The organism is Mycolicibacterium chengduense (assembly GCF_033741155.1).
Lineage (GTDB): Bacteria > Actinomycetota > Actinomycetes > Mycobacteriales > Mycobacteriaceae > Mycobacterium.
Genome location: NZ_JAWQNH010000002.1, coordinates 158,635 through 179,546 on the forward strand (window position 1 = coordinate 158,635; position 20,912 = coordinate 179,546).

23 protein-coding genes are annotated in these 20,912 nt (G+C 67.7%); 13 read left to right on the forward strand and 10 right to left on the reverse strand.

Features of this window, described 5'->3' with window-relative positions; all coding sequences use genetic code 11:
- The first annotated feature begins 148 nt into the window (after nt 1–148).
- Genes SBI67_RS06310 through mnhG form a run of 6 tightly spaced genes read left to right on the forward strand, consistent with a single transcriptional unit; the run spans nt 149 to nt 6,172 of the window.
- The gene (locus tag SBI67_RS06310) at nt 149–3,016 is read left to right on the forward strand and encodes a Na+/H+ antiporter subunit A (RefSeq protein WP_318979733.1); all 2,868 of its coding nucleotides are present in this window, start codon (nt 149–151) and stop codon (nt 3,014–3,016) included.
- On the forward strand, nt 3,013–3,471 hold the full coding sequence (locus SBI67_RS06315) for a Na(+)/H(+) antiporter subunit C (RefSeq protein WP_318979734.1): 459 nt from the start codon (nt 3,013–3,015) through the stop codon (nt 3,469–3,471). Before SBI67_RS06310 ends, SBI67_RS06315 begins: the two co-directional genes overlap by 4 nt.
- Entirely contained in the window at nt 3,468–5,054 is a 1,587-nt protein-coding gene (locus tag SBI67_RS06320) for a Na+/H+ antiporter subunit D (protein WP_318979735.1), read from the forward strand. The genes SBI67_RS06315 and SBI67_RS06320 overlap by 4 nt, the downstream gene beginning before the upstream one ends.
- A gap of 13 nt (nt 5,055–5,067) precedes the next feature.
- Nucleotides 5,068–5,595 carry a Na+/H+ antiporter subunit E gene (locus SBI67_RS06325; protein WP_318979736.1) on the forward strand — a complete coding sequence of 176 codons (528 nt, stop codon included), beginning with the start codon at nt 5,068–5,070 and terminating at the stop codon, nt 5,593–5,595.
- Nucleotides 5,589–5,855 (forward strand): monovalent cation/H+ antiporter complex subunit F, encoded by a 267-nt coding sequence (locus tag SBI67_RS06330; protein WP_266045198.1) that lies wholly within the window; start codon nt 5,589–5,591, stop codon nt 5,853–5,855. The genes SBI67_RS06325 and SBI67_RS06330 overlap by 7 nt, the downstream gene beginning before the upstream one ends.
- Nucleotides 5,855–6,172, forward strand: a complete 318-nt coding sequence (gene mnhG, locus SBI67_RS06335) for a monovalent cation/H(+) antiporter subunit G (RefSeq protein WP_413232415.1) — start codon at nt 5,855–5,857, stop codon at nt 6,170–6,172. The genes SBI67_RS06330 and mnhG overlap by 1 nt, the downstream gene beginning before the upstream one ends.
- Nucleotides 6,173–6,209: 37 nt before the next feature.
- Here the strand turns inward: mnhG and SBI67_RS06340 are convergent, their stop codons facing one another.
- The 7 genes from SBI67_RS06340 to napA form a co-directional block, all read right to left on the reverse strand.
- Nucleotides 6,210–6,662, reverse strand: a complete 453-nt coding sequence (locus tag SBI67_RS06340; RefSeq protein WP_318979737.1) for a nuclear transport factor 2 family protein — start codon at nt 6,660–6,662, stop codon at nt 6,210–6,212.
- Nucleotides 6,663–7,147: 485 nt separating this feature from the next.
- A complete protein-coding gene (locus tag SBI67_RS06345) occupies nt 7,148–7,780 on the reverse strand; it encodes an LON peptidase substrate-binding domain-containing protein (RefSeq protein WP_318979738.1) in 633 nt (210 codons plus the stop codon).
- Nucleotides 7,777–8,190 (reverse strand): hypothetical protein, encoded by a 414-nt coding sequence (locus SBI67_RS06350; protein WP_318979739.1) that lies wholly within the window; start codon nt 8,188–8,190, stop codon nt 7,777–7,779. The genes SBI67_RS06345 and SBI67_RS06350 overlap by 4 nt, the downstream gene beginning before the upstream one ends.
- A complete protein-coding gene (locus SBI67_RS06355) occupies nt 8,187–9,317 on the reverse strand; it encodes a glutamate--cysteine ligase (RefSeq protein WP_318979740.1) in 1,131 nt (376 codons plus the stop codon). Before SBI67_RS06355 ends, SBI67_RS06350 begins: the two co-directional genes overlap by 4 nt.
- The gene (gene sodC, locus SBI67_RS06360) at nt 9,298–9,972 is read right to left on the reverse strand and encodes a superoxide dismutase[Cu-Zn] (RefSeq protein ID WP_318979741.1); all 675 of its coding nucleotides are present in this window, start codon (nt 9,970–9,972) and stop codon (nt 9,298–9,300) included. Before sodC ends, SBI67_RS06355 begins: the two co-directional genes overlap by 20 nt.
- A gap of 10 nt (nt 9,973–9,982) precedes the next feature.
- The gene (locus SBI67_RS06365; RefSeq protein WP_318979742.1) at nt 9,983–10,444 is read right to left on the reverse strand and encodes a LytR C-terminal domain-containing protein; all 462 of its coding nucleotides are present in this window, start codon (nt 10,442–10,444) and stop codon (nt 9,983–9,985) included.
- Between the two features lie 19 nt (nt 10,445–10,463).
- Complete coding sequence (gene napA, locus SBI67_RS06370) at nt 10,464–10,772, reverse strand: nucleoid-associated protein NapA (RefSeq protein ID WP_024451719.1); 309 nt, start codon at nt 10,770–10,772, stop codon at nt 10,464–10,466.
- A gap of 130 nt (nt 10,773–10,902) precedes the next feature.
- Here napA and SBI67_RS06375 point away from each other — a divergent pair, with 130 nt between their 5' ends.
- The 7 genes from SBI67_RS06375 to SBI67_RS06405 are packed head-to-tail and all read left to right on the forward strand — an operon-like array spanning nt 10,903 to nt 19,308.
- Complete coding sequence (locus tag SBI67_RS06375; protein WP_266045207.1) at nt 10,903–11,496, forward strand: peptide deformylase; 594 nt, start codon at nt 10,903–10,905, stop codon at nt 11,494–11,496.
- Nucleotides 11,497–11,506: 10 nt separating this feature from the next.
- The gene (locus tag SBI67_RS06380) at nt 11,507–12,472 is read left to right on the forward strand and encodes an N-acetylglutamate synthase, CG3035 family (RefSeq protein ID WP_318979743.1); all 966 of its coding nucleotides are present in this window, start codon (nt 11,507–11,509) and stop codon (nt 12,470–12,472) included.
- Entirely contained in the window at nt 12,465–13,901 is a 1,437-nt protein-coding gene (locus tag SBI67_RS06385) for a DUF3375 domain-containing protein (RefSeq protein ID WP_318979744.1), read from the forward strand. The genes SBI67_RS06380 and SBI67_RS06385 overlap by 8 nt, the downstream gene beginning before the upstream one ends.
- On the forward strand, nt 13,898–14,569 hold the full coding sequence (locus SBI67_RS06390; RefSeq protein ID WP_318979745.1) for a DUF4194 domain-containing protein: 672 nt from the start codon (nt 13,898–13,900) through the stop codon (nt 14,567–14,569). Before SBI67_RS06385 ends, SBI67_RS06390 begins: the two co-directional genes overlap by 4 nt.
- Nucleotides 14,562–17,891, forward strand: a complete 3,330-nt coding sequence (locus tag SBI67_RS06395; protein ID WP_318979746.1) for an ATP-binding protein — start codon at nt 14,562–14,564, stop codon at nt 17,889–17,891. Before SBI67_RS06390 ends, SBI67_RS06395 begins: the two co-directional genes overlap by 8 nt.
- Nucleotides 17,882–18,649 carry an exodeoxyribonuclease III gene (locus SBI67_RS06400; protein WP_318979747.1) on the forward strand — a complete coding sequence of 256 codons (768 nt, stop codon included), beginning with the start codon at nt 17,882–17,884 and terminating at the stop codon, nt 18,647–18,649. Before SBI67_RS06395 ends, SBI67_RS06400 begins: the two co-directional genes overlap by 10 nt.
- The gene (locus SBI67_RS06405; RefSeq protein ID WP_318979748.1) at nt 18,646–19,308 is read left to right on the forward strand and encodes a YoaK family protein; all 663 of its coding nucleotides are present in this window, start codon (nt 18,646–18,648) and stop codon (nt 19,306–19,308) included. The genes SBI67_RS06400 and SBI67_RS06405 overlap by 4 nt, the downstream gene beginning before the upstream one ends.
- On the opposite strand, the gene SBI67_RS06410 is transcribed toward SBI67_RS06405, so the two are convergent.
- Genes SBI67_RS06410 through SBI67_RS06420 form a run of 3 tightly spaced genes read right to left on the reverse strand, consistent with a single transcriptional unit; the run spans nt 19,277 to nt 20,912 of the window.
- Nucleotides 19,277–19,846 carry a class I SAM-dependent methyltransferase gene (locus tag SBI67_RS06410; RefSeq protein WP_318979749.1) on the reverse strand — a complete coding sequence of 190 codons (570 nt, stop codon included), beginning with the start codon at nt 19,844–19,846 and terminating at the stop codon, nt 19,277–19,279. The genes SBI67_RS06405 and SBI67_RS06410 overlap by 32 nt on opposite strands.
- Nucleotides 19,843–20,166, reverse strand: a complete 324-nt coding sequence (locus tag SBI67_RS06415) for a methyl-accepting chemotaxis protein (RefSeq protein ID WP_318979750.1) — start codon at nt 20,164–20,166, stop codon at nt 19,843–19,845. Before SBI67_RS06415 ends, SBI67_RS06410 begins: the two co-directional genes overlap by 4 nt.
- On the reverse strand, nt 20,163–20,912 hold the full coding sequence (locus SBI67_RS06420) for a MerR family transcriptional regulator (RefSeq protein WP_318979751.1): 750 nt from the start codon (nt 20,910–20,912) through the stop codon (nt 20,163–20,165). The genes SBI67_RS06415 and SBI67_RS06420 overlap by 4 nt, the downstream gene beginning before the upstream one ends.

The window sequence follows — 20,912 nt, forward strand, 5'->3', positions numbered from 1 at the left end:
AACGGCTTTCGCGGCTTTGTCGCGCACGCTGATCGTCGGCACATCGGCCCACGTAGAATGACTGTTACGACATAGCCTTTACGACACAGTCAGTTGAAGTTCCATAGCCGAATCGGCTGACACCCCGACCCAACCCGATCGGAGTGCCATGCTCGCCGTCCTGCTCGTCCACGCGGTCGCCGCCGCGCTGGCGCCGCTTATGGTGGCCAGGTGGGGCCGGACGGCGTTCTACCCGCTGGCGCTCGTTCCGCTGGGTTCGCTGGTGTGGGTGGTGCGCAACTGGCCGGGCGACGACCACACCCCCACCGTGCACATCCCGTGGGTGCCCGAGCTGTCGATGGACTTCACGCTGCGTTTCGATTCGCTGGCCGCGATCATGAGCGTGCTGGTGCTGGCCATCGGCGCGCTGGTGTTGTTCTACTGCGCGGGCTACTTCCACCATCACGACGGCCATACCGAGAAACGACTGCCCAGTTTCGCCGCGGAACTCGTCGCCTTCTCCGGTGCCATGTTCGGGCTGGTGGTCAGCGACAACATGCTGGTGCTCTACATCTTCTGGGAAACCACCACAGTGCTGTCGTTCCTGTTGGTCGGCCATTACGCCGAGCGCGCCACCAGCCGACGCGCCGCCACCCAGGCACTGCTGGTGACGACGCTCGGCGGCCTGGCCATGCTGGTGGGCATCATCGTGCTGGGCCAGCTCGCCGGCACCTACCTGCTCTCCGAACTCGTCGCCGCCCCGCCCACCGGCACCGCGGCCTCGGTGGGCATCGCGCTGATCCTTGTCGGCGCGCTGTCCAAATCCGCCATCGTGCCGCTGCACTTCTGGCTGCCCGGCGCGATGGCCGCCCCCACCCCGGTCAGCGCGTACCTGCACGCCGCGGCGATGGTGAAGGCCGGCGTCTACCTGGTGGCCCGGCTGACACCGGGCTTCGCGGACAACCCGCTGTGGCGCCCGATGGTGGTGGGGCTGGGCTTGCTGACCATGCTGATGGCGGGCTGGCGCGCGGTCCGCGAATACGACCTCAAGCTGATCCTGGCGTTCGGCACCGTCAGCCAGCTCGGCCTGATCACCGTGATGGTCGGGTCCGGTGGGCCGGACATGATGCTGGCCGGGCTGGCCATGCTGTGCGCACACGCCATGTTCAAGGCGGCGCTGTTCATGGTCGTCGGCATCATCGACCACGCGACCGGCACCCGTGACATCCGCAAGCTGGCCGGCCTGGGCCGACAGCACAAACCGCTGCTGGTGATCGCCGTCGGCGCCACCGCCAGCATGGCCGCACTGCCACCGTTCTTCGGCTTCGTCGCCAAGGAAGCCGACCTGGAGACGGTCCTGCACAGCGCGTCACTCGGCGCGGCCGCGCCCTACGTGTTGGCCGGAATCGTGCTCGGATCGGTGTTCACCACCGTCTACAGCCTGCGCTTCCTGTGGGGTGCGTTCGCGGACAAAGGGGCACCGGAGCCGAGTGTGCGGGTCGCCGAGATGCACCGGCCCACGCGGTCCTTCCTGGCCGCGCCTGCCATCCTCGCCGCGGCCGGCCTGCTGTTCGGACTGTTCCCCGCGTCGATGGACGACAAGCTCGACGACTACGCCGACACCGTCCCCGGCGAATCGGATTACCACCTGGCGCTGTGGCACGGGCTGGGGTTGCCGCTGGTGCTGTCGGTGCTGGTGCTGGCCGCGGGCACGGCCCTGTTCTTCGGTCGGGGCCGGCTGCCACGGTCCCGCGGCGGCTACCAGCCGCTGGGCAATGCCGACCGCTTCTACGACGCGGTGATCCGGGGTCTCGACATCGCCGCCGTGCGGCTGACCGGCCAAACCCAGCGCGGGTCCATTCCCGCGACCCAGGCCGTCATCCTCAGCACGCTGGTGGTGTTGCCGGTGGGCGCGCTGCTGTCCGGCGCCCGCGACCACCCGCAACTGCGGTTGTGGGATTCCCCGCTGCAGGTGATCGTGGGCCTGCTGATGCTGGCCGCGGCCGTCGGCGCGACCGTCATGCGCAACCGGCTGGCCGCGGTCCTGCTGGTCGGGGTCACCGGGTACGGCTGCGGCGTCATCTTCGCGTTCCACGGCGCACCTGACTTGGCGCTGACCCAGTTCCTGGTCGAGACGCTGGTGCTGGTCATCTTCGTGCTGGTGCTGCGCACCCTGCCTGCCGAGGCTGACCGCACCAACATCAACCGCAACCGGCTGCCGCGCGCGGCGTTGGCGCTCGCCGTCGGCGCGTCGGTCACCGGGTTGGCGGTGTTCGCGATGGCCGCGCGCAACACCACCCCGATCGCGGCGCTGCTCCCCGATGCGGCGTACTACCGCGGGCACGGGGCGAACACGGTCAACGTGCTGCTCGTCGACATCCGCGCGTGGGACACCATGGGCGAGATCTCGGTGCTGCTGGTGGCCGCGACCGGTGTTGCGTCGATGGTGTTCCGGCATCGGCGTTTCGGCGCGGCGCCCCGGGTACCGCAGGCGGGCACAAGTGCCGCGGGACAACCCGATATCGGACCGGTCAGCGCCTACAGCCCGGCCGTCGGGGATATCACCTGGCTGCGGGGCAGCGATCTGCGCGACCCGCGGCACCGCTCGCTGGTACTCGAGGTGGCCACCCGGCTGATCTTCCCGCTCATCATGGTGCTCTCGGCGTACTTCTTCTTCGCCGGGCACAACACTCCCGGTGGCGGTTTTGCGGGCGGGTTGACCGCCGGGCTGGCGCTGGTCTTGCGTTATCTGGCCGGTGGCCGTTACGAATTGGGCGAGACGCTGCCGTTGGACGCCGGCAAGGTGCTCGGTACCGGTCTGGCGTTGTCGGCGGGCACCGCGATCACGTCGCTGTTCCTCGGCGCGCCGGTGTTGTCGTCGGCGGTGATCCATTTCGACATCCCGGTGCTGGGTCCGGTCAAGTTGGTGACGGCGCTGTTCTTCGATCTCGGGGTCTATCTCATCGTGGTGGGCCTGGTTCTCGACATCCTGCGCAGTCTGGGTGCCCGCGTCGATGTGGAGATGGCCCGCTCATGACAGCTCATCTACTTCCGTTGATCATGATCGGCGGCCTCACCAGTGCCGGGGTGTACTTGCTGCTGGAACGCAACCTGACCCGGATGTTGTTGGGGCTGTTGCTGATCGGCAACGCGGTCAATCTGCTCATCCTCACCGTCGGCGGCAGCGCCGGCAACCCACCGATCCGGGGACGCACCAGCGACGGGCAGACCACCACTGCCGATCCGTTGGCGCAGGGCATGATCCTGACGGCCATCGTGATCAGCATGGGCATCGCGGCGTTCGTGCTGGCGTTGGCCTACCGGTCGTATCAGCTGAACACGGCCGAAGAGGTGGAGACCGATCCGGAGACGGCGCGGGTGGCCGAGGGCGCGGAACTGGATACCGACGACGCGCCCGACGTGGTGCCCTCCCGCGATACCGACGCACCCGACGAACTGGACGCGTTGCCCGGTGCGGAGGGTTCGCGATGATCGCCCAGATCCTCACCCCGCTGCCGGTGTTGATCCCGACCATCGCCGCGGCGGTCACCCTGTTCGCCGGGCGCACCCCGCGGCTGCAGCAACTGGTGGCGTTGGGAGCGCTGACTGCGGTGGTGGCCGTCTGCGGGACGCTGCTGTACCTCGTCGACCGCGACGGTACGGCCGCCGTCCAGGTCGGTGGCTGGGGGCAGAGCGAGCCGGGGATGGGACCGCTGGGCATCACCCTGGTCGCCGACCGATTGTCGGCGCTGATGCTGGTGGTGTCGGCAATCGTGTTGCTGGCGGTGGTGTTCTACGCCATCGGGCAGGGTATCCGCGACGGCAACGACCGTCAGCCGGTCTCGATCTTCCTGCCCACCTATCTGATCCTGTCGGCGGGGGTGTGCACGGCGTTCCTGGCCGGCGACCTGTTCAACCTGTTCGTCGGATTCGAGGTGCTGCTGTCGGCGAGTTTCGTGCTGCTGACCATCGGTGCCAGCGCCGACCGGGTGCGCGCGGGCATCGCCTACGTGATGGTGTCGATGGTGTCCTCGCTGGTGTTCCTCATCGGCTTGGCGATGGTGTACGCCGCGGCGGGCACCCTGAACATGGCCGAGTTGGCGGTGCGCCTGGACGATGTGCCCGCCGGCACCCGCACCGCACTGTTCGCGGTGCTGCTGGTGGCGTTCGGCATCAAGGCCGCGGTCTTCCCGTTGTCGTCGTGGCTGCCGGAGTCCTACCCCACCGCGCCGGCCCCGGTCACCGCGGTGTTCGCCGGCTTGCTCACCAAGGTCGGTGTGTACGCGATCATCCGGGCGCATTCACTGCTGTTCCCCGGCGGCAACCTGGACAATGTCCTGCTGGTCGCCGCGCTACTGACCATGGTGGTCGGCATCCTCGGTGCGCTGGCCCAGAACGACATCAAACGGCTGCTGTCCTTCACCCTGGTCAGCCACATCGGCTACATGGTCTTCGGTATCGCGCTGTCCAACCAGCTGGGTATGTCGGGCGCCATCTACTACGTGGCGCATCACATCGTCGTGCAGACCACACTGTTCCTCGTCGTCGGCCTCATCGAACGCCAGGCCGGGGCGTCGACCCTGCAGCGCCTCGGCGGGCTGGCCGCGGCCAGCCCGCTGCTGGCGTTCGTGTTCGTCATCCCGGCATTGAATCTGGGTGGTATCCCGCCGTTTTCGGGGTTCATCGGCAAGGTGGCCTTGCTGGAGGCCGGTGGTCAGGCGGGCTCGGCGCTGGCCTGGGTGCTGGTGACCGGCAGCGTGGTGACCAGCCTGCTCACCCTGTACGCGGTGGCGCGGGTGTGGACCAAGGCGTTCTGGCGGACCCGCGCGGATGCGCCCGAGGGCAATCTGTCGGCCGCGGCGCCCAGCGCGCTGCTCGACGATTCCGACGATATCGAGTTCGTCGACCGCGACGATGTCGGTCGGATGCCGGCCGGGATGTTGATCCCCACCGGGGCGCTGATTGCTGTCGGCCTGGTGCTCACCGTCGCGGCCGGGCCCATCTTCGCCTACAGCGAGCGAGCAGCGGCGCAGGTGCTCGACCGTGGGCAATACATCTCCGCGGTGCTGAGATGAGGACGGTGCTGACATGACGAGACGGGTGGCACTGCGGATCTGGACCCTGTGCTGGCTGGCATTGGTGTGGATCCTGTTGTGGGGCAGCATCTCGGCGGCCAATATCGTCGGCGGTCTGGTGGTCGCGCTGATCATCACGGTGCTGCTGCCGTTGCCGCCGGTGCCCGTGGACGGCCGGCTGCGGCCACTGTCCTTCGTGGTGCTGGTCGCCTATGTCACGTGGTCACTGGTGGTGTCCTCGACGCAGGTGGCCTGGCTGGCGATCAAGCCGGGGCGGATTCCGCCGACCGCCGTGCTGCGCGCGCATCTGAACATCAAATCCGATCTGGTGCTGGCGCTGGCGGTCAACATCATCAACCTCATCCCGGGCACGATCGTGCTGGAGATCGACCAGGCCCGGCGGCTCATCTACGTGCACGTGATCGATGTCGGCACGCAGCGCGCCGTGGACAAGTTCTATCGTCAGACCGCCACGGTGGAGCGGTTGATGGTGGCCGCGTTCGAACGGGACGCCGATTGGCAGGGGGCCCGCGCATGCTGACCGTGTGGGTGATCGCGGCGGTGATGTTGTCCACGGCCGCGGCAGTGACGATGTACCGCCTGCTGGCCGGCCCGAGCACGCTGGACCGGCTGGTGGCACTGGATACCTTTGTGGCCGTGTCGATGTGCGCCATCGGCACCTGGGCGGCGTTCAGCCTGGACACCACCGTCACCTACAGCCTGACCGCGCTGGCGCTGATCAGTTTCGTCGGTTCGGTGAGTGTGGCCCGCTTCCGCGTGCGTGACAAGGAGGACGGCTGATGATTCTGGACGTGCTCGCGGCCGTCCTGGTGCTGGGCGGTTCGGCGCTGGCGCTGACCGCGGCGATCGGCGTGGTGCGCTTCCCGGATACCCTGTCGCGCATGCACGCCGCCTCCAAGCCGCAGGTGCTCGGCCTGCTGTTGGTGTTGTGCGGTGCGGCAATCCGGTTGCGCGGCAACGCCGATGTCGGCATGGTCATCCTGGCCGGGCTGTTCACCCTGATCACCGCCCCGGTGGTGGCCAACCGGGTGGGTCAGCTGGCCTACCGGGAGCAGAACCTGCAGGACTCCCTGGCCAAAGATGATTTGGCGGAGTAGCCGGCGGCTCCGACGTTGAGGGTGGGCAGCCCGCCGCTCAGGATGTCTTCTGCAGAGCGGCTTCGAGATTCGTCAGCACACCGAGTTGGGCGAAGATGACCGACCCTTCCGGGTAGCAATCGAAGCGGATGATCTTGCCTGCGTCGTCGAGTTCGAAGACATCGGCGCAGGGTGCGTCCATACGTCGGCCGGTCGCCGGTAGCTGGCCGAAGGGCAGTTGCAGCGGGCCGTCGTGCGTCCCTTGCAGGGCGAGCTGGACGATCACCGTGTTGCCGTCGGTATAGATGCGGCCGAGTTCGCGGTGCATGTCGGAGAAGGCGGTGCCGTAGTTGCGGACCGGTTCGGCCAGATCATGTCCGCGGTAGGTCACGCCCACCGAATTGTCGGTGAACGCACCGTCAGGGGTGAAGCAGGCGATCCACCCATCCAGGTCCTTCCGCTCGGCAACGTCATACGCATGACGAACGGCTGCCACATAATCGACGGTCATTTGTTGGTGTCCCTCCCGCAGCAGTGCCGCGACATTTCGGTGATACATCACGTAGTTTACCGCATCGAATTCCTGGCACCGACCATGATGCGGACACATCGCAGGAATCAGCCGTATAACTAATAGTGATGTATCACCTAAATATGCGCTGGCGCTGGCGTCTACTTCACGCCCTCGTCCTCACAGTGGGTTTGGACCTCCAGGGGGCGGGGGTCGCCACCGCCCACCCGGTCTTCTGCGCCGACCATGAGGAGTACCGGACGGGGCCGCACACCTCCGGACGTATCTACAAGGCGGCATGCGCCATTCCGCGCCGACTATGCAAAGGGTCTCTGGTGCAGGCTGCGCGACCACATCAGACGCTGCTGGTACCCCACACCGTTGCCGGGACCGCCTGGATGCTGCCATGCGATTTCGAGCAGGGACGGGGAACGTCCGACCTTGCCGAGGCAATGCACCGCTGGGGTGCCGCCTCCAGGCATTAGTCATTGCCCGAGCTGGAACTCCACCATCGCACGCAGCGTCTCGACGGCCTCGGCCAGCACGGCCAACCGGGCCGACGCCGACGGCGCGGCCAGTACCGCGTACCGGTCGGCCTGGCCGATCGGGAGCCGGGCTGCCAGCGCGTACAGCCGCTCACCGGCGTCCTGCCCCGGCTCGACCGAGCCGAGCAGCTCCTCACGCGAGGGCAACTCCTGCTGTTTGACCTCGGCCACCCGCGAAAACACTTCCAGCACAGCGTCTTCCACGTCGACAATCGCCGAACCAGTGACCGGGGTGCCCGGCTCGTCGGGCCAGGGCGCCACGTCGGCTCTGGGATATGGCTCATCGCTGAGCCACTCTGTCACCCGCAGCCGTTCGGCCACCTCGGCACGCAACCGGTACCGCCCGCCGCCCTGCTCGGCAACGTCGACGATCCGGGCCAGCGCGCCGACGTCGTTGCGGGCATCCCCACCGCCGACCTCCCGGCCCGCGGCGATCAACACCACACCGAACGCGCGGTCCGAGGCCAGGCAATCGGTGATCATCGCCGAATACCGGGGTTCGAAGATCCGCAACGGCAACTGCTCCCCGGGTAGCATCGCCACCTCGAGCGGGAACATCGGGGTCACACTCACCGGAATCCCTGTCCCGCAACGGCATCGCGAACCAGGGTGGTCTTCGGGGTGAAGGCGCACATGGCGCTGGCCAGCCCCAGCCACAGCTCCGGATTCATCTGCACCAGCTGGTTGTCCTTGCCGATGGCATCGATCACCTGGCGCTGCTGGGTCTTGTCCATGGTCTGGTAGTCACCGCACGTGGTGGCGGCCAGCCCGGTCGGCGGCGGTCCACCCGGTGTGGGGATCGGCAGGTTCGGCAGGTTCGGAAACGACGGAATCGGGATCTGGATGGTTCTGGGCAGACGCGTGGGCGCCGGAGTCTCGGACACCGTCGCGGCGGGGTCGGCCATCGGGGTGCCTGCAATCTCCTTGCTACAGCCCGCCAATACCAGCGCGACAAGCACCAGGACGACCGCGCGGACCTTCACAGCTGCAACTCCCCGATCAACCCGTCGACGACGGCACGCAGATCACCGTCGTGCTCCTCGGCTACCCGGCGCTGGCGCTGATACGACCCGCCCAGCCGGTAGATCGACTCGACGCGGGCCAGCTCGTCGGCGCACCCCAGCGACATCGCCACCGGCTCCAGTCGGGTCAGCAGATCGTCGAGATCATCGGTGACGAGGCGCTCGTTGCTGTCGGCGTCCAGGATGATCTCGGCGTCCAGGCCGTACCGCGCGGCGCGCCACTTGTTCTCCTGCACATGCCACGGCGGCATGGTGGGCAGTTGCTCTCCGGCATCCAGGCGCCGGTCCAGGTCCACGATCAGGCTGTGGGTCAGCGCCACCAGCGCACCGAGTTCGGCCAGATTGGACACCCCGTCGAAGATCCGGACCTCGATGGTGCCCAGATGCGGCGAGGGCCGGATATCCCACCGGATCTCGTTCATGTGGTCGATGATGCCGGTCTTCTTCTGGTCGTAGACGAATCGTTCGAAATCCGACCACTTCTGGAAGTGGAACGGCAGCCCGGCCGTCGGCAACTGTTGGAACATCATCGCCCGGTTGCTCGCGTACCCGGTGTCCTCGCCGTCCCAGTACGGCGAGGACGCCGACAGTGCCAGCAGGTGCGGGTACTGGTTGAGCAGCGAGGTGATGATCGGCATCACCTTGTGCGCCGACGAGATCCCGACGTGCACATGCACGCCCCAGATCAGCATCTGGCGGCCCCACCACTGGGTGCGCTTGATCAGTTCGGCATACCGCGCGCCGTCGGTGAGCTGCTGCATCTCCCATTCGGCGAACGGGTGGGTGCCCGCGCAGAACAGCTCCATGCCGCGGGCGTGCACGATGCGCTGCACCGTGCTCAGCGTGCCGTGCAGATCGTCGATGGCCTGCGGGACGGTGTCACAGATACCGGTGACGACCTCTACGGTGTTGCGCAGCAATTCCTTGTGGACGTGCGGGGTTTCGCCGAGCTCGGCGATGACGGCCGCGGCCTCGTTGGCCAGGTCGCGGGTCACCGGATCGATGAGGGCGAACTCCCACTCGACACCAAGGGTCGGCCGGGGTGACCCGGCGAAGTCGATCCTGGACCTATGCGGCGCCGATGACACCGCAAGCTACCCGCTTGCCGGCATCGCCGGTCGCCATGGTGGTCTCGTCCGGACCCGGGGTGCCGTTGACCTGCTGGTAACGCTCGGCAGGAATGTTGGCGAAGTTGTCGGCCTTCTCGTGGATGATGATCGCGGTCTGGGTGCCGGCCAGCAGCTGCTCGGCGGTGAACGCGTCGGTCGTCGTCACCAGCTTGCCGGTGCCGTCACTGCGCACCTGCAGGGAGCTCAGGTCGCCGCTGGCCGGGTGGGCAGTGTGCCCGGGCACCTGCAGATGCCCACCGGCGCTGGTGAAGTCGCCCTCACACTTGCCGACCGAGTGGATGTGCAGCCCGTGGAAGCCGGGGGCCAGCTTGCCGGGGGTGGTGGTCTGCACGGTGACGGTCGCGACGCCGTCGGCGAACTCGAAATCGGCGGTGGCGACGGCGGTGCCGTCGGCCAGCTTCAGTTGCGCGCTGAGCTTCTCGCCGTGCCCGGCGGCCGGGGTCTCGCTACCTGCGCCGTGGCCTGCCTCGGCGGACGGGGCGGGTGACCCGGTCCAAATTGCCGGGGTGGTCCCGGGCTGGGTGGCAACCGGCTCGTAGGGCGAGCAGGCTGCGGCGATCGGGACCAGGAAGGCTGCGGCGGCGACGGCACGAAGCGGAGCTGAGATCGGCATGCCCGAGAGCCTAGCCGGTGACCGCCACGATCACGCCCGGCGGTTGCTCTGCGAGTGCGGGCAGCCGCGGTTCGACGGGCGCGTTGAGGAGCTTGCCCACCGCTTCGGCGGCTTCCTTCTCCCCCGCCGCCTCGCCGAAGTAAACCGTCGTCGCGGTGACGCCGTCCAAGGTGAGGTTGCCGGTCTCGGTGACGTTCCACTGCGCGTCGCGCAGTTTGGTGGCCGTACCTTCGGCGGCCCCGGCCACATCGGAGATGTTGTACACCCGGACGTCGGCCTTCGGCGCGGGTGCTGCCGAGGTCTTGGTGGTCGTGGTGGCGCTGGTCGTCACGCTGGCCGAGGTGGAGTCGCTGCTGTCGCTGTCGTCGGAGCCCATGTACTGGAATGCCACCAGCAGGAAGACCACGCCGAGGAAGAGCAGCACCATCACCATGGCGCGCAGGGGCAGCCCGGAGGAGTCACGCTGGTTCATCGAAGCCCAGACTAGCGGTCTAGGTGACCTCGAACCCGAGCCGCCGGGCGGCCTTGGCCTTCTGCCGGCTGGCGCGGACCCGGCGCAGCCGCTTGACCAGCATCGGGTCGGCCGCGAGCGCCTCCGGGCGGTCCACCAGCGCGTTGAGCACCTGGTAGTAGCGCGACGGGGACAACCCGAACAGTTCCTTGATGGCTTCTTCCTTGGATCCCGCGTATTTCCACCACTGGCGTTCGAAGGCCAGGATGTCGTGTTCGCGGCGCGTCAGGCCATCGGCGGGCTCGGAATCATCCCCGGATTGCTCAGTCCGCGCGATAGCGCCGTCCATCTCGCTCCTTGGGCCCTTCCGACATCATCAAAAGAATTACAAGACTGTTGTTCGGCGCTCATTCAATCACGGCCGCGGTAATGCGGGCGTGATCGTTACCCGCGAGTCGGCTGACTTAAGCTTGCCAACCGTGGCTGTTGTACCGATTCGCATCGTGGGCGATCCCGTCCTGCACACCGCGACCACCCCGGTTCCCGTCGGACCTGACGGTGCGCTGCCCGCCGAACTGGCCGAGCTGATCACCGACATGTACGACACCATGGATGCCGCCAACGGGGTTGGCCTGGCCGCCAACCAGATTGGCCGCACCGAGCGCGTGTTCGTCTACGACTGCGCCGACGAACGCGGCAAGACGGTGCGCCGGCGCGGTGTGGTGGTCAACCCGGTGCTGGAGACTTCCGAGCTGCCGGAGACCATGCCCGACCCCGACAACGACGACGAGGGGTGCCTTTCGGTGCCGGGTGAGTCGTTCCCGCGGGGCCGCGCCGACTGGGCTCGCGTCACCGGACTCGACGCCGACGGCACGCCCATCACTCTGGAGGGCACCGGCCTGTTCGCCCGGATGCTGCAGCACGAGACCGGCCACCTCGACGGTTTCACCTACCTGGACGGACTGATCGGCCGGCACGCCCGCGCCGCCAAGCGGATGGTGAAGGCCAACAAGTGGGGTGTCCCCGGCCTGAGCTGGATGCCCGGCGAGGATCCCGACCCGTTCGGCCACTGATGCCCGCTAGATGACCACCGTCGGCGACCGGGTGTCGCTGCGCTACCGCGTGCCCGACGGCCTCTCCGACGTCGTCGGCGAGATCCAAGCGCTCACCCCCCTGGTGTCGATACGGACCAAGTCCGGTGACACGGTCCACATCGCCCCCGGCGATGTGGTGTCGGTGCGCGAACTGTCCCATGTCACGGTGCGCAATTCCGAGATCCGCGCGCTGGAACACGCAGCGGCGCTGGCCTGGCCGGGCACCGAGCAGCACTGGCACGACGGTTGGCTGCTGCGTGCCGGCGGGGGTTACACCAGCCGCGCCAATTCGGCGGTGCCCCTGCACTTCGAGGCGACGACGCACGCCCTGGCCGACATCCAGCAGTGGTATGCCGCACGAGACCTGCCGGCCTGGCTGGCCCTGCCCGATCGGCTGCTGCCGGTCACAACGCCCGGCATCAAGGCCACCCGCGTGCTGGTCCGTGATATCGAGCCCGAGGATGCCCCCGCCGACCTCCCGTCCCGCCCGGACGACCGGTGGCTACGGATCTACGAGCGCAACGTCCCGGTCGAGGTGTTGACGGCCGTCGTCGACGGCCGGGTTGCTTTCGCCACCCTCGGCGGTGCCGGGGCGAGCGAAGCGACGGGATATGGCACCGGGGCGAGCGAAGCGACGGGATATGGCACCGGGGCGAGCGAAGCGACGGGATATGGCACCGCGGTGGGCCGCGGTGCGGTGACGACAGCTCCGGACGGCACCCGCTGGGCGGGGATCTCCTGTGTGCGGGTCACCGAGGATTCGCGGCGCCGCGGGCACGCCCGCACGGTATGTTCGGCACTGCTGGGCTGGGCGGCCGGGCACGGGGCCACCCGGGCCTACGTACAGGTGCTCGCCGACAACGAGCCCGCCGCCACGCTGTACCACTCGATGGGTTTCCGCCTGCACCACACGCTGCGGTACCTGCGCGCAGAAAGCCTCCTTCCCGATGCATGAGTTACTCCAACTCAACCGCGACGTGCAGTCCACGCGCGCGGTCCGGCTGCTGGCCACCCAGAACCTGGCCATCTACGCCACGCTGATGGAGCGGCACCTGCTCGACGGGCTGGTGCCCGAGACCGATCTGGTGGTGCGTCTGGATCGCGATCTGGAAGACCTCGACGAGCTCGAGCAGACCGGCCTGGCCCTCATCAAGACGTGGGCCAGCCAGGGCTGGCTGCACCGCGTCGTCAAGGGTGACCGCAACGTCTGCTATCTGACCCAGGACGCCCGCCGGGCACTGGACTTCGTCCGCGGCATGCGCCGCAACGACACCATCGCCACCGGCGGCTCCATCAACGGCATCGCCTCCCGGCTCAAGCAGGTCGCCGTCCGCGTCGACAACAACCCGGTACGCATCCGGGCCGGCATCGAGGCCGAGATCGCGGCCCTGCACCGCGAACTGGAGGAACTCGACGCCGGGTTGCGTCCCGAGCCCGACGTCACCTCGATGTACGACGAAGCCCGCGCCATCGCATTGCAGATGGAACGGCTGATCACAGATATCGGCTTGTACGGCACGATGATCGAGCAGGCCACCGCCGCGCTCGACGACCCGATCGAGACCAATACCGAGTACCGGGACCGGCAGCGGCAGATGTACGCCGATTATCAGCAGGCCTGGGAGTCCTCCGGTCGTGATTCGCATCGAGCGTTCCTGCGGATGATCAACGATCCCGAGCAGCGCATGGCGTTCGAGGGCGATATCGCCGCGGTGGCCGGGGCGCTGCCCGACCTGGACCCCGCGCTGCGCAAGGTGATGGCCGGTTTCTTCGAACTGGTCGGACATCAGATCGACGAGGTGGAACGCATCCAGCAGCGCTGCGCGCAGCGGGTCAAGCGGTTCACCGCGTTCGGCACGCTGGAGCAGAGCCGCGGGATCGCGCGGCAGCTCAACGAAGCCATCGGCGCGGCCCGAGCCCTGCTCAAGGTGTCGCTGACGGATTCCCGGCTGGACATCGACGTGCCGCTGGCCCGGCACACCATCAGTTCGGTGGGCGCCCTGAGCTTCCGCATCAGCGACCTGTCCGCGCCGAAACCGGCGGCCGCCGCCGAGGGCGACGTGGACCTGTCCACCTTCGCGGCGCTGACCACCCAGGTGGACGCCCCCGCGATGTCGGCGATGATCAACACCGCGCTGCGTGCGGCCCCCCTGTCCCTGCCCGACGCGGTCTCGATGCTGGACACCCCGTACCTCGGGCACGTGATCGTGCTGTGGTCGTGGGCGCTCAAGCAGCCCGCCGCCGGAGGCGGCAATCCAGATAGGGGCACGACCGATCCCCCACCGACGCTCGTCCGGTTCCATTCGCTCGACGGCCGCGACCGCGAGATGGAGGTTCCGCACCTGATGTTCACCGAACCCATTGCCGGAGTTGCATCCTCATGACCGATACGCCAGTTGATTTCGCCTCGCTGCCCGACGTCGACCGCACCGGCCGGGCCGCCGCGCCGGCGCAACAGCGCCGGCCCCGCTTCGAGGGCGACGTCAGTGCGCTACCCGACCGTGCCTGCTGGGCGCTGCAGCACCTGCTCACCCGGCGCTACGTCAGCAACGAATCCGACAGCGATATCTACAGCTGGATCAAGGAGTACCGAGCCGACCTGGCGGTCCGACTGTCCGAATTGGACCTACAGTTGCAGATCGCCGAGGGCGTGGAGATCGCGTTCATCGAGCAGGCCCGTTACGAGTCGGCCCGGGGCGTCAAGCTGTTGCGGCGGGAACCGTTGGGTACCTACGACTCCATCCTGGCCCTGCACCTGGCGCAGATGATGCGCGCCGGCGGTGACGCGAGTTTCGTCATCAGCCGCGACGAGATCCACGGCCTGTTCGCCGGGGTGCTCAACGACACCGACCGCGACGCCGTCACCTTCGCCGCACGCATCGACGCCGCCGTCGCACGGCTGGCCGGGTTGGAGATCCTGCGCAAGACCCGCGATGACGAGGACAGCTATACGGTCAGCCCGGTGATCAGCGCCATCATGTCGGCCTCGGTGATCACCGAACTGCAGCAGCAGTTCGAGGCACTCCTGAAGGGCGGCGCGGGCGATGAGTGAGCAGTTCCACCTGTCCCGACTGCAGGTCATCAACTGGGGCGTGTTCGACGGCTACCACGACATCTGCTTCGGGCCGGGGGGCGCGCTCATCGCCGGCGCCTCGGGTAGCGGTAAATCCTCACTGCTGGATGCGATCTCGCTGGGCTTCCTGCCGTTCAACCGGCGCAACTTCAACGCCTCCGGCGATAACACCGCCGCCGGCTCCAGCGCCGGGCGGCGCACGGTCGACAAGTATGTACGCGGGGCCTGGGGCCAGCGCAGCGACGGGGGCTCCAGCCAGGTGATGTACCTGCGCGGTGAGGGCACCACCTGGTCTGCGGTTGCGGTCACCTACCGGAGCAACACCGGGCGTGCCATCACCGGCCTGGTGCTGAAATGGCTGACCGGTGAGTCCCGTTCGGATTCGTCGAGCCGCTACGTGCTGGGCGACGGCGACCTGAGCATCGAGGATGTCTGCAACCGATGGGCGGCCGGGCGTTTCGATGCGAGCGTGTTCAAAAACCACTGGCGGTTCTCCACCAAGGTGGAGTCCCAGTACCTGGCTCAGCTCTACTCCTCCATCGGGATCCGCGCCTCCGATGCCGCCCAGCAACTGCTCGGTAAGGCCAAGTCGCTGAAAAGCGTTGGCGGGCTGGAACAGTTCGTCCGCGACTTCATGCTCGACGAGCCGGACAGCCTGGCCCGGCTGCCCGAGGCACTCAAGCAGATCGACCCCTTGGTGGAGGCCCGCGAGCTGCTCGCGGTCGCGCAACGCAAACGCAAGATCCTCGGCGATATCGAGGCGATCCAGGTGCGTTACGCCTCGGAGTCCAGCGATCTGGGCATCATCGACCTGGTCGATCCGCCGATGGTGCGGGCCTACACCGATCACGTCCGGCTGCGCGAATGCCCGGCCCAGATCGAGGCGTTGGACGCCACCATCACGCAACTGGACAACGAATACGCCGACCTGACCCGTCAGCTGAATCTGGCCAAGGCCGAGGGCGATTCGCTCAACGCCCAGATCAGCGGCGCCAGCTCCAATGTGGGACCGCTGCAGGCCCAGGTCACCGCCGCCGAATCACAGGCCGAGGAAGTGTCCCGTCGGCGTGCCGCGTTCGAGGAACTGGTCACCGCACAGGGTATCGACGTGCCGGACAGTGCGGACGAGTTCTGGGAGCTGCGTGAGGCGCTCACCAAACAGGCCACCGAGATGCTCGGCAAGCTGGAGTGGGGGCGCGATGCCTCGACCGATGCCGAGTACGCCCAGAAGTCGGCCCGCATCCTGCGCGACAACGCCGCCAAGGAGCTCAAGCGGGTGGAGCAGGTGGGCTCGGCATTGCCCGAGTTCGCGGTGGCAATGCGCGACCACATCTGCACCGCGATCGGTGTCGATCCCGCTGAGTTGCCCTATGTGGCAGAGCTTTTCGATCTTCAGCCGGACCAGCAGCGCTGGCGCGTCGCGGTGGAGAAGGTGCTGCGCGGCGTCGGGCTGCGACTGCTGGTACCCGACCGGCACCACGCCAAGGTGTTGCGGTTCGTCAACGAGACCAACATGCGCGGACGGCTGGCGCTACACCATGTCCGCAACAGCGCAAGTGGCACCGCACCCGAGCCGAACACGCTGGCCGGCAAGCTGTTCCTGGTCAACCCCGACCACGCCTGCGCTGCCGAGGCGCTCGACGTGATCGCCGACGCCGGTGACCATATCTGCGTCGACACCCCCGACGTCTTCGCCCGGTTCCGCCGCGCGGTCACCGATTCGGGGCTCTACAAGGAATCCGACCGGGTTGCCGTCAAGGACGACCGCAGGCCGCTGAAACCGTCGGAGTACATCTACCAGGGTGATATCAGCGCCAAACTGGAGGCGCTGCACACCGAACTGGCCGAGGCCGAGGATACCTTCGCGCGAGCCCGCAAGGCCGCCGATGACATTGCCGCCCAACGCCAGCAGTGGCGCGACCGGGCCGCAGCGTGCAGGGCCATCTACGAGCAGTTCCCGCAGTGGAGCCAGATCGACAGCGAGACCGCCGACGGGCATGCCGATCGACTGCGCGAACAGTACGAACTGTTGTTGGCCGACCACCCGGATATCGAAGCCCTCAGCGCCCGGGCCGAGGAATGCTGGACCGACATCCAGACGCTGATGACCCGCCGCGGTGCGATCCAGACCAGGCGTGACGACCTGGACAGCCGCCGCACCCAGCTGCTGGAGCTGGCCGACCGGCTCTCCCCGCCCGCCGTCTCCGAGCCGGCCACCGAGCTGCTGCGCCGGTTCGCCGCCGAGCTGCCGGTCGCCCTCGAGCTGCTCAACCCCGAGCCGCACCGCGACGCGCTGCTCGCCGCGATCCGCCGGGAACGCGATCAGCTCACCGAAAGCCGCAGGCGCTCTTATGAAGAGCTGTCCCGCATCATCGCCACCTTCGACACCTCGTTCCCGGATGCCATCCCGAACGACTCCGATGACCTCGACGAGCGGGTGCACGATTACGTGGCAGTGTGCCGGCACATCGACGAACGCGAGTTGCCGGACGCCTACGACCGGATGATGCGGTTGATCACCGAACAGGCCCCCGATGCCATCCTGACGCTGCACCGGGTGGCCGAGCAGGAGACCCGGCGGATCAGTGAGCAGATCGACCGCGTCAACGGCGGATTGAGCGCGGTGGAGTTCAACCGCGGCACCCGGTTGACGCTGCGGGCCACCCCGCGCAGCCTGGCCGCCGTCTCCGAGCTCACCGAGATCGTCAAGGCGATCTCGCGCCGGGTCGCCGAGGTCAGCATGGGTGACAAGAAAGCCATATTGGAGCAGTACGCCGATATCCTGCGGCTGCGGAACCGGTTGGCCAGCACCGCGCCCGAGGATCGCAACTGGACCCGTGACGCACTGGACGTGCGCAACCGGTTCACCTTCGACTGTGCCGAATGGGATGTGCGCACCGACGACCTGATCCGCACCCACAGCAATGCCGGTGACAACTCCGGCGGTGAGCAGGAGAAACTGATGGCGTTCTGCCTGGCCGGTGCGCTGAGCTTCAATCTGGCCAATCCCGACAGCGGGGACAACACCCCCGTTTTCGCCCAGCTGATGCTCGACGAGGCGTTCTCCAAGTCCGATCCGCAGTTCGCCTCTCAGGCTTTGGAGGCGTTCCGCAAGTTCGGCTTCCAGTTGGTCATCGTGGCCACCGTGCAGAACGCGACCACCATCCAGCCCTATATCGACGGTGTGGTGATGGTGTCCAAGACCGAGGCCACCGGCCGCAACGCCCGACCGGTCGCGTCGGTGGCCACCAAGACCATCACCGATTTCACGGCCCTGCGTAAGGATCTCGCATGCGTGTAGCCACCTGGAACGTCAACTCCATCCGCACCCGGGTCGACCGCGTCACCGACTGGCTGGCGCGCGCCGATATCGACGTGCTGGCCATGCAGGAGACCAAGTGCACCGACGCGCAGTTCCCGGCCATGCCGTTCGCCGCGCTGGGTTACGAGGTCGCCCATATCGGGCTGAACCAGTGGAACGGGGTGGCGATCGCGTCGCGGGTGGGCCTCGACGATGTCGAGATCGGATTCCCCGGCCAGCCGTTGTGGGACGGGCTGGCCGAGGCGCGCGCCATCGGGGCGACCTGCGGCGGGGTCCGGCTGTGGAGCCTCTACATTCCCAACGGTCGCACGCTGGCCGACAAGCACTACACCTACAAGCTGGAATGGCTGGAGGCACTGCGTGTTTCGTCAGCCGGTTGGCCGGGTCCGGTGGCCCTGATGGGCGACTGGAACATCGCACCGACCGACGAGGACGTCTGGGATCCCGCCGTCTTCGAGGGGTCCACCCATGTCTCGGAACCGGAGCGGGCGGCGTTCCGCGCCTTCCACGACGCCGGGTTCACCGACATCGTGCGCCCGTACACCCCCGGTCCCGGCGTGTACACCTACTGGGATTACACCCAGCTGCGCTTCCCGAAGAAACAAGGGATGCGCATCGACTTCATCCTCGGGTCACCGGAATTCGCGGACCGCGTCACGCATGCCGAGATCGTCCGCGAAGAACGTAAGGGCAAGCAGCCCAGCGATCACGCGCCGGTGCTGGTCGAACTGACGTGAGTGAGGGATTGAGCGCACCGCTGCCACGGCTGCTGCTGCTCCTCACGGTCGTCACCGGCGTGGTGGACGCGTTCAGCTACCTGGCTCTCGGGCACGTCCTGGTGGCCAATATGACCGGCAACGTGGTGTTCAGCGGGTTCGCGCTGGCGGGTGCGCCGGGTTTCCTCTGGTGGGCCCTGCTGCTCGCCGTCGCCACCTTTCTGATCGGCGCCGCCTTCGGCGGGTCGCTGCGCAAGCGCCTCGGCGATGACCGGCGAAGACACTTGTTGACCTCGACGGTCATCGAATTGGTCTGCGTCGCAGCCGCTCTGGCGGTGGTCATCGCCGCGCCGGTGCCCTACCGAAGCTGGAGCCTGAGTGCGCTGATCGTCTTGCTGGGCATCGGCATGGGTCTGCAGAACGCGACGGCGCGGGCGCTGGCGGTGCCCGACCTGACCACCACGGTGCTCACCCTGACCCTCACCGGGATCGCCTCGGACGCCGCGTCCGGACATGGCAGCAAGGCACGCCGCAGGCTGGTCCCGGTGCTGGGCATGTTCCTCGGCGCGCTGGCCGGCGCCGCGCTGGTGGTGCATGGGTATCACGCCGGGGCGCTGGGGTTGGCGACGGTGTTGTTGGCCGTCGTCGCTACGGTTGCGGGGGCTTCACGCCGACTGTGATGACGTCCGACACGGGCGTCCAGAACGGCCGGCGTACCGGGTGCTGATCGGCGACCGTGAAACCGGCGTCGGTGAACAACGCCCTGACCGCTCGCGCGCTCGGGCTGATGGTGGTGGCCACCACCACTGCACCCGGACGCAGCACCCGGTGGAACTCCCGTAGCGCCGCCGGTTGGTCGAAGAAGTGAAACGCCGACGTGGTCACCACGGCATCCAGAAAACCGTCGGCGAACGGCAGCTTCTCGGCGGGCGCGGACATCCAGCGCACCCGGTCGGAGCGTTTGCGCGCCTGCGCGAGCATGCCGTCGGCCATGTCGACGCCGTACACCTCGTCGGGCAGCAGCTCACGCTGGATGCGGTTGGTGAGAATGCCCGTCCCGCAGGCAATATCGGCGATCTGACGGGAGCCGTACCGGCGCAGCTGGGCGAGCACCTCGTCCTGGGCGGGCCGGTACACCCACCGCTGCAGGCAGTGCTGGTCGTACAGCGGCGCGGCCAGACTCCAGAACCGGGTGATCGCGGCGGTCGGGGGGTTCACTGGGTACGCCGTCCACCGGGTATCCGGTCCACCACCCAGCCCAGCCGCGCCACCGTGCTCTCCAGCGGATCGACGACCTCGGCCAGCCGCTGGATGCGCGGCAGCGTCTCGGCGATCGCGTTGGCGCCGGCGGCAATCCTCTCCGCAGAGGAGTCGATGCCGCTGGCGGCTTCGGTCAGGGTGGCGATCTCGCCGGCGATCTTCTCGGCATGACGATTGATGCCGGCCGCGCTCTCGCTGAGTTCGGCGATGTTCTGCGCGATGAACTGCGCCGAGCGGCGCAGTTCGGAGATATCTTCGAAAACTTTGAGCCGTTTCATCTCTGCTGCTCTCCCTGCTGGTAGCGCCGGAGTTCGGCACGCACCGCCTCGTCCAACGCACGGTCCAGGCTGGCGTGTGCCGAGCGGCGCGCCACCCGGCGCATCACGTCGATCAGGTCGGCGGCCCAGGCCAATTCGACATCGTTGCTCGGATACCAGCCCGTGCCGCGTTGCCGGACGACTTCGGCGTGACCGGCCTCGGTCAGCGCCCTGGCGGCCTCGTCGAGTTTTCTGTCCACCGTCGCCGTCGTCTTCAGGATCACCGTGAGCGGCAGGCCGCGCGAGACCAGTTTGCCGAAGTCGTCGATGACGCGGCTGTCGCGCACCAGGTAGGTGTCCGCGTCGTCGGCCGCCTCGATGATCCCGTTGGTGATGAGCTTGCGCAGGGTTGCCGCGGTGAGTTCGCCGAGTCGGGCCTGCAACTGTTCGCGGGTCAGCGTCTCGGGCACCGGGTGCGACCACGGTTCGGTGACCAACTCGCCGAGGTCTTGCAGGTCGAGCACCTCCATCAGGCCCTCGCCGCGCTGCAGGCCGGTCAGGAACTTCAGGATGTGCTTGACGGTGAAGCCCTCGCTGAGCAAGCGGACGATCGCCTGCAACTGGCGTAGGTGCTTATCGGTGTAGATGGCGACCCGGCCGCGACGCTGGGGCCGGGGCAGCAGACCGCTCTCCTGGTAGACGCGAACATTCCGGGTCGTCGTCCCCGCCTCCCGTGCGAGGTCGTCAATCCGGTATTCGGCCACCAT

Bases quoted from the DNA above. Each gene is read 5' to 3' on its own strand.
- SBI67_RS06310 (WP_318979733.1), top strand. From the start codon at position 149: ATGCTCGCCGTCCTGCTCGTCCACGCGGTCGCCGCCGCGCTGGCGCCG.
- SBI67_RS06315 (WP_318979734.1), top strand. From the start codon at position 3,013: ATGACAGCTCATCTACTTCCGTTGATCATGATCGGCGGCCTCACCAGT.
- SBI67_RS06320 (WP_318979735.1), top strand. From the start codon at position 3,468: ATGATCGCCCAGATCCTCACCCCGCTGCCGGTGTTGATCCCGACCATC.
- SBI67_RS06325 (WP_318979736.1), top strand. From the start codon at position 5,068: ATGACGAGACGGGTGGCACTGCGGATCTGGACCCTGTGCTGGCTGGCA.
- SBI67_RS06330 (WP_266045198.1), top strand. From the start codon at position 5,589: ATGCTGACCGTGTGGGTGATCGCGGCGGTGATGTTGTCCACGGCCGCG.
- mnhG (WP_413232415.1), top strand. From the start codon at position 5,855: ATGATTCTGGACGTGCTCGCGGCCGTCCTGGTGCTGGGCGGTTCGGCG.
- SBI67_RS06340 (WP_318979737.1), bottom strand. From the start codon at position 6,662: ATGACCGTCGATTATGTGGCAGCCGTTCGTCATGCGTATGACGTTGCC.
- sodC (WP_318979741.1), bottom strand. From the start codon at position 9,972: ATGCCGATCTCAGCTCCGCTTCGTGCCGTCGCCGCCGCAGCCTTCCTG.
- SBI67_RS06365 (WP_318979742.1), bottom strand. From the start codon at position 10,444: ATGAACCAGCGTGACTCCTCCGGGCTGCCCCTGCGCGCCATGGTGATG.
- napA (WP_024451719.1), bottom strand. From the start codon at position 10,772: ATGGACGGCGCTATCGCGCGGACTGAGCAATCCGGGGATGATTCCGAG.
- SBI67_RS06380 (WP_318979743.1), top strand. From the start codon at position 11,507: ATGACCACCGTCGGCGACCGGGTGTCGCTGCGCTACCGCGTGCCCGAC.
- SBI67_RS06385 (WP_318979744.1), top strand. From the start codon at position 12,465: ATGCATGAGTTACTCCAACTCAACCGCGACGTGCAGTCCACGCGCGCG.
- SBI67_RS06390 (WP_318979745.1), top strand. From the start codon at position 13,898: ATGACCGATACGCCAGTTGATTTCGCCTCGCTGCCCGACGTCGACCGC.
- SBI67_RS06395 (WP_318979746.1), top strand. From the start codon at position 14,562: ATGAGTGAGCAGTTCCACCTGTCCCGACTGCAGGTCATCAACTGGGGC.
- SBI67_RS06400 (WP_318979747.1), top strand. From the start codon at position 17,882: ATGCGTGTAGCCACCTGGAACGTCAACTCCATCCGCACCCGGGTCGAC.
- SBI67_RS06415 (WP_318979750.1), bottom strand. From the start codon at position 20,166: ATGAAACGGCTCAAAGTTTTCGAAGATATCTCCGAACTGCGCCGCTCG.
- SBI67_RS06420 (WP_318979751.1), bottom strand. From the start codon at position 20,912: ATGGTGGCCGAATACCGGATTGACGACCTCGCACGGGAGGCGGGGACG.